At 40.6% G+C, this 7600-nt stretch carries 9 protein-coding genes and 2 tRNA genes; all 11 read left to right on the top strand.

The window, feature by feature from the left end; genetic code table 11:
* Positions 1-768, top strand: a 768-nt coding sequence (gene epsC / locus ACKI5B_RS07120) for a serine O-acetyltransferase EpsC (protein ID WP_407427232.1), incomplete at its 5' end; no start/stop codon positions are given.
* 83 nt (positions 769-851) lie between these two features.
* A tRNA-Thr gene (locus tag ACKI5B_RS07115) sits at positions 852-924 on the top strand.
* A 41-nt stretch (positions 925-965) separates the two neighbouring features.
* The gene (gene rpmG / locus ACKI5B_RS07110; protein WP_191014272.1) at positions 966-1142 is read left to right on the top strand and encodes a 50S ribosomal protein L33; all 177 of its coding nucleotides are present in this window, start codon (positions 966-968) and stop codon (positions 1140-1142) included.
* 47 nt (positions 1143-1189) lie between these two features.
* A tRNA-Trp gene (locus tag ACKI5B_RS07105) sits at positions 1190-1262 on the top strand.
* A 52-nt stretch (positions 1263-1314) separates the two neighbouring features.
* Complete coding sequence (secE, locus tag ACKI5B_RS07100; RefSeq protein ID WP_407427230.1) at positions 1315-1500, top strand: preprotein translocase subunit SecE; 186 nt, start codon at positions 1315-1317, stop codon at positions 1498-1500.
* Positions 1501-1512: 12 nt separating this feature from the next.
* On the top strand, positions 1513-2076 hold the full coding sequence (gene nusG, locus ACKI5B_RS07095) for a transcription termination/antitermination protein NusG (RefSeq protein WP_407427228.1): 564 nt from the start codon (positions 1513-1515) through the stop codon (positions 2074-2076).
* A 103-nt stretch (positions 2077-2179) separates the two neighbouring features.
* Positions 2180-2614 carry a 50S ribosomal protein L11 gene (gene rplK / locus ACKI5B_RS07090; protein WP_407427226.1) on the top strand — a complete coding sequence of 145 codons (435 nt, stop codon included), beginning with the start codon at positions 2180-2182 and terminating at the stop codon, positions 2612-2614.
* Positions 2614-3294, top strand: a complete 681-nt coding sequence (rplA, locus tag ACKI5B_RS07085; protein WP_407427224.1) for a 50S ribosomal protein L1 — start codon at positions 2614-2616, stop codon at positions 3292-3294. Before rplK ends, rplA begins: the two co-directional genes overlap by 1 nt.
* A gap of 3 nt (positions 3295-3297) precedes the next feature.
* On the top strand, positions 3298-3813 hold the full coding sequence (gene rplJ / locus ACKI5B_RS07080; protein WP_407427222.1) for a 50S ribosomal protein L10: 516 nt from the start codon (positions 3298-3300) through the stop codon (positions 3811-3813).
* Positions 3814-3962: 149 nt separating this feature from the next.
* Positions 3963-4343, top strand: coding sequence for a 50S ribosomal protein L7/L12 (rplL, locus tag ACKI5B_RS07075; RefSeq protein ID WP_407427220.1), 381 nt, complete (start codon positions 3963-3965; stop codon positions 4341-4343).
* 223 nt (positions 4344-4566) lie between these two features.
* A partial coding sequence (gene rpoB, locus ACKI5B_RS07070) for a DNA-directed RNA polymerase subunit beta (protein ID WP_407427218.1) occupies positions 4567-7600 on the top strand: 3034 nt, incomplete at its 3' end.

Here is a 7600-nt window from a genome sequence, read left to right as displayed (position 1 = left end):
AATTTTCCTAACAGGGAAAATGTCGTTGCTGTTCTCCATGATATTCAGTGTCTTATTTTCCCGGGGTATAAAACAGCCGAAGAGCTTGACAGTGTAAATTTACGGTATATTACAGGTCAGCGGGTTAACAGGATTGTAGCGCTGCTTACAAAAGAAATAGAAAAGGCTTTGACTTATAAATCAATTCAGCATGATGAAAAATCTCAGGTAAAGGATTCTCATTGCTTTTCGCTTGCCGAAAAAACTTCTCTTGCCATGATTGAAGCAATTCCAGAAATCAGACGGCTTGCCAGGTTAGATGCAATTGCGGCTTTTAATGGCGATCCTGCTGCTAAAAGCGGAGATGAAGTTATCGTTTCTTATCCGGGGCTTGAAGCAATAATTGTCTACAGAATTGCACATTTTCTTCATGAGTGTGGAGTTCCTGTTATTCCTCGCATAATGAGCGAGCATGTTCATGGAAAAACCGGTATTGATATTCATCCTGGTGCAAAAATCGGCGAAAGTTTTTTTATTGATCATGGAACCGGTGTTGTAATCGGCGAAACTTCTGTCATCGGTAAAAATGTAAAAATCTATCAGGGAGTGACTTTAGGTGCATTGAGTGTTAAAAAAACTCTTCAAAATACAAAACGTCACCCTACCATTGAAGATGATGTTACCATTTATGCTAATGCAACGATTTTAGGCGGAGAAACTGTAATTGGAAAAGGTTCTGTTATCGGGGGAAATTCCTGGATTACGGAGTCTGTTTCAAATGCTAAATAATTAGTAAATATATAAAATTTACAGAGCTTATCTCTTGACACAAATCGGCTTGTCAGATATATTTTTTGAACACATCTTTGTGTGCTCTTGTAGCTCAGTTGGTAGAGCACAGCATTGGTAGTGCTGAGGTCAGCGGTCCGATTCCGCTCGGGAGCTAAACCTAATTTTTTAAGAATATTATTTTAGGAGTAAATAAAATGGGTAGCAAGAAAAAGACAGCGATTGATATTATTGCTTTACAGTGCACAGAGTGCAAACGAAAGAATTACACAACTACTAAAAATCGCAAAAATATTCAGGGTAAGCTCGAAAAGAATAAGTATTGCCCGTTCTGTCGTAAAGAAATTTTGCACAAAGAAACAAAGGCAAAATAATTTAGTATCTTAAACCGTCGTGTTTTACTGGCGGTTTTAAATAAAATAGGCCTGTAGTTCAGTTGGTAGAGCATCGGTCTCCAAAACCGAGTGTCGCGGGTTCGAGTCCTGCCGGGCCTGATATTTAAGTCAGAAAATTCAAAATCTTTCTGTTTTTTGTTTGAGGATTATCATGGCAAAAGTATTTGGTTTTTTTAAAGAATGTGGTGCTGAGCTTCGTAAGGTTACGTGGCCGACACGTGATGATGTAGTTGCATCTGTAAAAGTTGTTCTTATTTCTACAATTATTATTGCTGTTGTCCTTGGCGCTCTTGATTTCTTGTTTAGTGCAGGCATGAGCTTAATCTTTAAAGCTTAAGGGGCGTTTCTTATGTCAAAGGGCTGGTATATCGTTCATACATACACTGGTTATGAAAATAAAATTGAGCGCACGCTTCGTATGAAACTTGAAGAAGGTGAGCTTGATTCTAATGTTATTTCAGATGTAAAAGTTCCTGTTGAAGAACTTGTAGAAATTAAAGACGGTAAACGAAAATCCCGCAAAAATAAATTTCTTCCTGGGTATATAATGCTTGAAATGGATCTTCCTGATATCGGCTGGAAGACAGTTTGTTCTGCAATCCGCAGTATTCAGGGTGTAACAGGATTTGTTGGAACTAATCCAAATCAGCGGCCGCGTCCAATTTCAAACGATGAAGTTCGCAATATTTTGCAGCGTTCTGGTGATATAAAAGGCGAAAAGAATATCCGCATTAAGCAGATTTATAATATCGGTGATCAGGTAAAGATTAACGAAGGTCCGTTTGCATCGTTCAGTGGTGCTGTAGAAGAAATCTATGCAGATAAGAGCAAACTTCGTGTTATGGTACAGATTTTTGGTCGTGCCACTCCAGTTGAAGTTGATATTGCTCAGGTTGAAAAATTAGTTCAATAGCAAATTAAAATGGGAGGAACGCAAGTCCGTTGGACAAAGGTGTTCCGCTAGAAGATAAAGCCGTAACAGGCAGAATCTTCATTACCAATATAGGAGCTATAAAATGGCTACAAAAAAAATTGTTGAAGTGTTCAAAATTCAGGCACCTGCCGGAGCTGCAACTCCTGCACCGCCAATTGGACCTGCTTTGGGACCTAAAGGTGTTTCTGCACCACAGTTCTGTCAGCAGTTCAATGAACGAACAAAGAACATGGAAAAAGGTCTGGTTATCCCAGCTGTAATTACAGTTTATCAGGATAAATCATTCACTTTCATCCTCAAAACTCCACCAGCTGCTGTTCTTATCAAGAAAGCGCTCAAACTCGAAAAAGGTTCTGGAAACCCACTTCGTGACAAGGTTGGCAAACTTACACAGGCTCAGCTTGAAGAAATTGCAAAAACAAAGATGCCTGATGTTAATGCAAACGACCTTGAAGCTTGCAAAAAAATCATCGCCGGAACAGCTCGTTCAATGGGCGTAGAAGTGGAGGCTAACTAATGAAACACGGTAAGAAATATACTGACGCTCTCAAAAAGTTCGACTCAACACAGGCTTACAAAATCGAAAAGGCTTGTGAAATCGTAAAAGACGTTCACTTCGCAAAATTTGACGAAACTGTTGAACTCCACGTTGCTCTTAATCTTGGAAAGAGCCAGACAATGCGTGATACACTGGTATTCCCAAATCAGTTTACAGCAGAAAAGAAAGTTCTCGTATTCTGTTCTGACGAACGTGCTAAAGAGGCTTTGGATGCAGGTGCTGCTTATGCAGGTGCTGCAGAATACATCGAAAAAGTTAAGGGTGGCTGGCTTGATTTTGATATCGCAGTAGCAACTCCTGACATGATGAAAGATGTAGGCCGCTTGGGTATGGTTTTGGGACGCAAAGGTCTTATGCCTAACCCTAAAACAGGCACTGTAACAAACGATATCGTTTCTGCAATCAATGAACTTAAAAAGGGTCGTACAGAATTCCGTGCTGATAAAACTGGTATTATCCATATTGCTGTCGGCAAAGTTTCTATGGATGCAGCTAAAGTTGCTGAGAACGCAAAAACACTTCTTGCAGAAATTGACCGCAAAAAGCCGGTTGATGCAAAAGCAGATTTCGTTCGCTCTGTGTCAGTAAGCTCTTCAATGGGTCCTGGCGTTTGGGTAGACGTTAAGGAGGAGGCATAATTTATGGCTATCATGGCAAAAGCTCTCCAGCCTGCTAAAACTCAGGCTATCGAAGAAACAAAAAAGGTTTTTTCTGAATATAACGACTTTATCTTTGCTGAATACCGCGGTTTAACAGTAGAACAGATTACTGCTCTCCGTAACAAACTCCGCGAGCATGAAGCTCCACTTAAAGTTGTAAAAAACAACTTTGCAAAAGTTGCTTTTGAAGAACTCAAAATCGAAAATGTTGCAGATTATCTTACAGGTCCTACAGCTGTTGTAATGGCTAAAGAAGACTCAAACGAAGCTGCAAAAGTTCTTTTTGATTTTGCAAAAGACAATGAAGCTCTTGTTATTAAGGGCGGTTATATTGGCAATGAGATTTACGATCAGGCTAAAATCGAAGCTTATTCAAAAGTTCCGGGCAAAAAACAGCTTATCGCAATGCTCATGTCTACAATCAATGGTCCTGTTCAGAAGCTCGCAGCTACTTTGCAGGCATATGTTGATAAAAAATCAGCTGAGGGTGCAAACTAATTTAGCCTTTGGTTGAAGCGGGGTCAGGCTTCAATAGCTGTCGACTGTCCCTGCAACAAATATATTAGCGGAAAAAGCAGTTCAGTTTGTTCTGCCCGCTTTACAATTTTATGGTTCATAAGAACCTTGCCTATTTAGGAGAAGATAATATGGCAGCAATCACACAGGATCAGATCCTTGACGCAATCGCTAACATGACAGTTCTCGAAGCTTCAGAACTCGTTAAAGCAATGGAAGAAAAATTTGGTGTTACAGCAGCAGTTGCAGTAGCAGCAGGTCCAGCAGCTGGTGGAGCAGCAGCTGGTGCAGAAGAACAGACAGAGTTCACTGTAACTCTCGAAAGCTTCGATGCAGCTAAAAAGATTCCTGTTATCAAAGTTGTTAAAGAAGCACTCGGTGTTGGTCTTGGCGATGCAAAAGCTCTTGTTGAAGGTGCTCCAAAAGTACTCAAAGAGGGTGTTTCAAAGGCAGATGCTGATGATCTCATCAAGAAAATCGAAGAAGCTGGTGGTAAGGCTTCTAAGAAATAATAAAAAACAGGTGCTTATACATCAGTTTTTTAATCAGAAATCAAAGATTTCTTAAACCAGTTTATGAGGCTTACGTGTGCAGCAGATATTGTTTCATGCGTAGGCTTTTATTCATTTAATAAACCGTGCTTTTTATTCTGTGCTGTCCTTTAATTTTGTATGTCATACAAAAAAGATTGTGATGTAGCAGTTAAATTAAGCAAACCCCTTCCAGGAGAAATGGATGTTCGCTAAAAGCAGAACAATCAATCGTCAATATTACGGAAAAGATATCCATAATTTCATGGAAATTCCTAATCTTATTGACATTCAGACCTCGTCTTACGAAACATTCCTTCAAAAAGACAGATTAGATCGTGGTGAAAAGCCGCTTGAACAGGGCTTACAGGAAGCTTTTTCTTCAACTTTCCCAATTGAAAGTCCTGATGGCGAAATGACTCTCGAATATGAGTTCTATGAACTTGATGAAGAGAACATTAAATTTTCTGAACTTGAATGTAAACAGAAAGGACAGACTTATGCTGTTCCTTTAAAAGCAAGAATTAACCTTAACTTCCTTAAGTCTGGTGCAATCTTGCAGAAAGATATTTATATGGGCGATATTCCGCTCATGACAGACCGTGGCACATTTATCATCAATGGTGCTGAACGCGTAGTTGTTTCTCAGATTCACCGTTCTCCAGGTGTAATCTTTAATCATGAAAAGGGAGTTTATTCTTCAAGAATCATTCCTTATCGCGGTTCATGGCTTGAATTTGAAATCGACCAGAAAAAAGAACTTATTTATGCAAAAATCGACCGCAAAAAGAAGATTCTCGGTACAATTTTCCTCCGTGCTTTAGGATATTCAACCCGCGAAGAAATTATCCGATGTTTCTACGAAACAGAGAATGCTTCAGTTGATGAAAAGTCAAAAGACTCACTTGTTGATAAAGTTCTTGCTTCTGCTGTTATCATTAAAGACGGCGATGAAGATAAAAAACTTTTCCGTGCAGGTACTAAACTTCATCCGCATGATATCGATGATCTTCTTGCACAGAATATCAAAGAAATCTGCGTAATTAAATTTGATGCACGAAAAAATCCTGACGATAAAGACGAATGGAATCCTTCACTCGACAGTGAAATGATTATCAATTGTTTTGAACGCGAAGACATCAAATATACAAAAGAAGGCGCTGAAAACGAAGAACCAACAAAAGAAGATGCACTTTCTGCTGTTTATGCAGTTCTTATGCCTGGCGAACCGATGACTGTAGAAAATGCAGAAAAAGATTTGACAAGCATGTTCTTCTCAATCCGCCGTTATGATTTGGGACGTGTTGGTCGTTATAAGCTCAACAAAAAATTCAACTATGAAACTCCGTATGAAGATTTCACTCTTGTAAAAGATGATATCATTCAGACAATGAAACATCTCATCAATGTTTACAACGGCAATGAAAAAATCGACGATATTGACCACCTTGGCAACCGTCGAATCCGTTCAGTTGGTGAATTGATGACAAATCAGCTCAAAACTGCTTTTGCACGCATGGAGCGAATTGCAAAAGAGCGCATGAGTCTTAAAGAAACCGAAACAATGAAGCCTCAGGATTTGATTTCAATCAAACCAATTGTTGCTGCAATTAAAGAATTCTTCGGTTCATCACAGCTTTCTCAGTTCATGGATCAGGTTAACCCTCTTGCTGAACTTACACACAAACGTCGTCTTAACGCTTTGGGTCCAGGTGGTCTTTCACGAGACCGTGCAGGCTTCGAAGTTCGTGATGTACACTATACTCACTATGGACGAATGTGTCCGATTGAAACTCCTGAAGGTCCGAACATCGGTCTTATCGTCTCGCTCGCTATTTACACAAAGATCAATGATTACGGTTTCCTTGAAACTCCATACCGCAAGGTAGAAAACGGAAAGGCAACCGATAAAATCGAGTATCTTTCAGCAATGGACGAAGACCGCTACTACGTCGGTCAGGTTGCAGAAGGCATGAAGGACGACGGTTCATTTGCAAACGGTCCTGAAACAATGGTTTCTGTACGTCATCAGGGAGATTATACTACTCGCGCTGCAAAAGACATTCAGTACATGGACGTTTCTCCACGTCAGGTTATCTCTGTTTCAGCTTCTCTCGTTCCGTTCCTTGAACACGATGACGCTAACCGTGCGCTCATGGGCTGTAACATGCAGCGACAGGGTGTACCTTTGCTCTTCCCTGAACCACCTTATGTTGGTACAGGTATGGAAGGTCGTGCTGCTTACGATTCAGGTGTTCTTGTTAAGGCAAAACACGCTGGTGAAGTTATCTGGGTTACAAGCGACATGGTTAAAATCAAGAGAAGTGAAGACGGTCTTATTGACGAATATCCTCTTCTCAAATATCAGAGAACTAACCAGGATACATGTTATCACCAGCGCCCGACAGTTGAATGCGGTGAAAAGGTTGAAAAAGGTGCTGTCCTTGCTGATGGTCCTGCAACTTTCAATGGTGAACTTTCTCTCGGACGAAACCTTCTCGTCGGATTCGTACCTTGGAACGGATATAACTATGAAGACGCTGTTCTTATCAGCCGCCGCGTAGTAAAAGAGGATATGTATACTTCTATACATATCAAAGAATTCCAGGTTGAAATCCGCGAAACAAAACTCGGACCAGAAAAAATTACCCGCGATGTTCCAAATACTGCAGAAAAAACTCTGGACAACCTTGATGCTGAAGGTATCATCCGCGTTGGTGCAAAAGTACGTTCCGGCGATATTCTCGTTGGTAAAGTAACACCAAAATCAGAAACTGAAACAACTCCGGAATTCAAACTTTTGAACTCAATTTTCGGTGAAAAGGCAAAAGAAGTACGCGATTCTTCACTCAGACTTCCACATGGCGTTGAAGGTGTTGTAATTGACGTTCAGCGTTTGAAGAGAAGCGAAGGCGATGATTTGAACCCAGGCGTTGATGAAGTTGTTAAAGTTCTCGTTGCTAACAAACGAAAACTCCGTGAAGGTGACAAAATGGCTGGTCGACACGGTAACAAAGGTGTCGTTGCACGAATCCTTCCGGAAGAAGATATGCCATACCTTGAAGACGGTACTCCACTCGATGTATGTTTGAACCCGCTCGGTGTTCCTTCCCGCATGAATATCGGTCAGATTATGGAATCAGAACTTGGTATCGCAGGCCGCTACCTCAATCAGTACTTCGAATGTCCTGCATTCCAGACTCCGTCACAGGAAATGATTGCAGAAAAGCTTAAAGAAG

It is taken from the genome of Treponema sp., assembly GCF_045657965.1.
Classification (GTDB): Bacteria; Spirochaetota; Spirochaetia; order Treponematales; family Treponemataceae; genus Treponema_D.
This window is presented reverse-complemented; position numbering and strand designations above follow the sequence as displayed.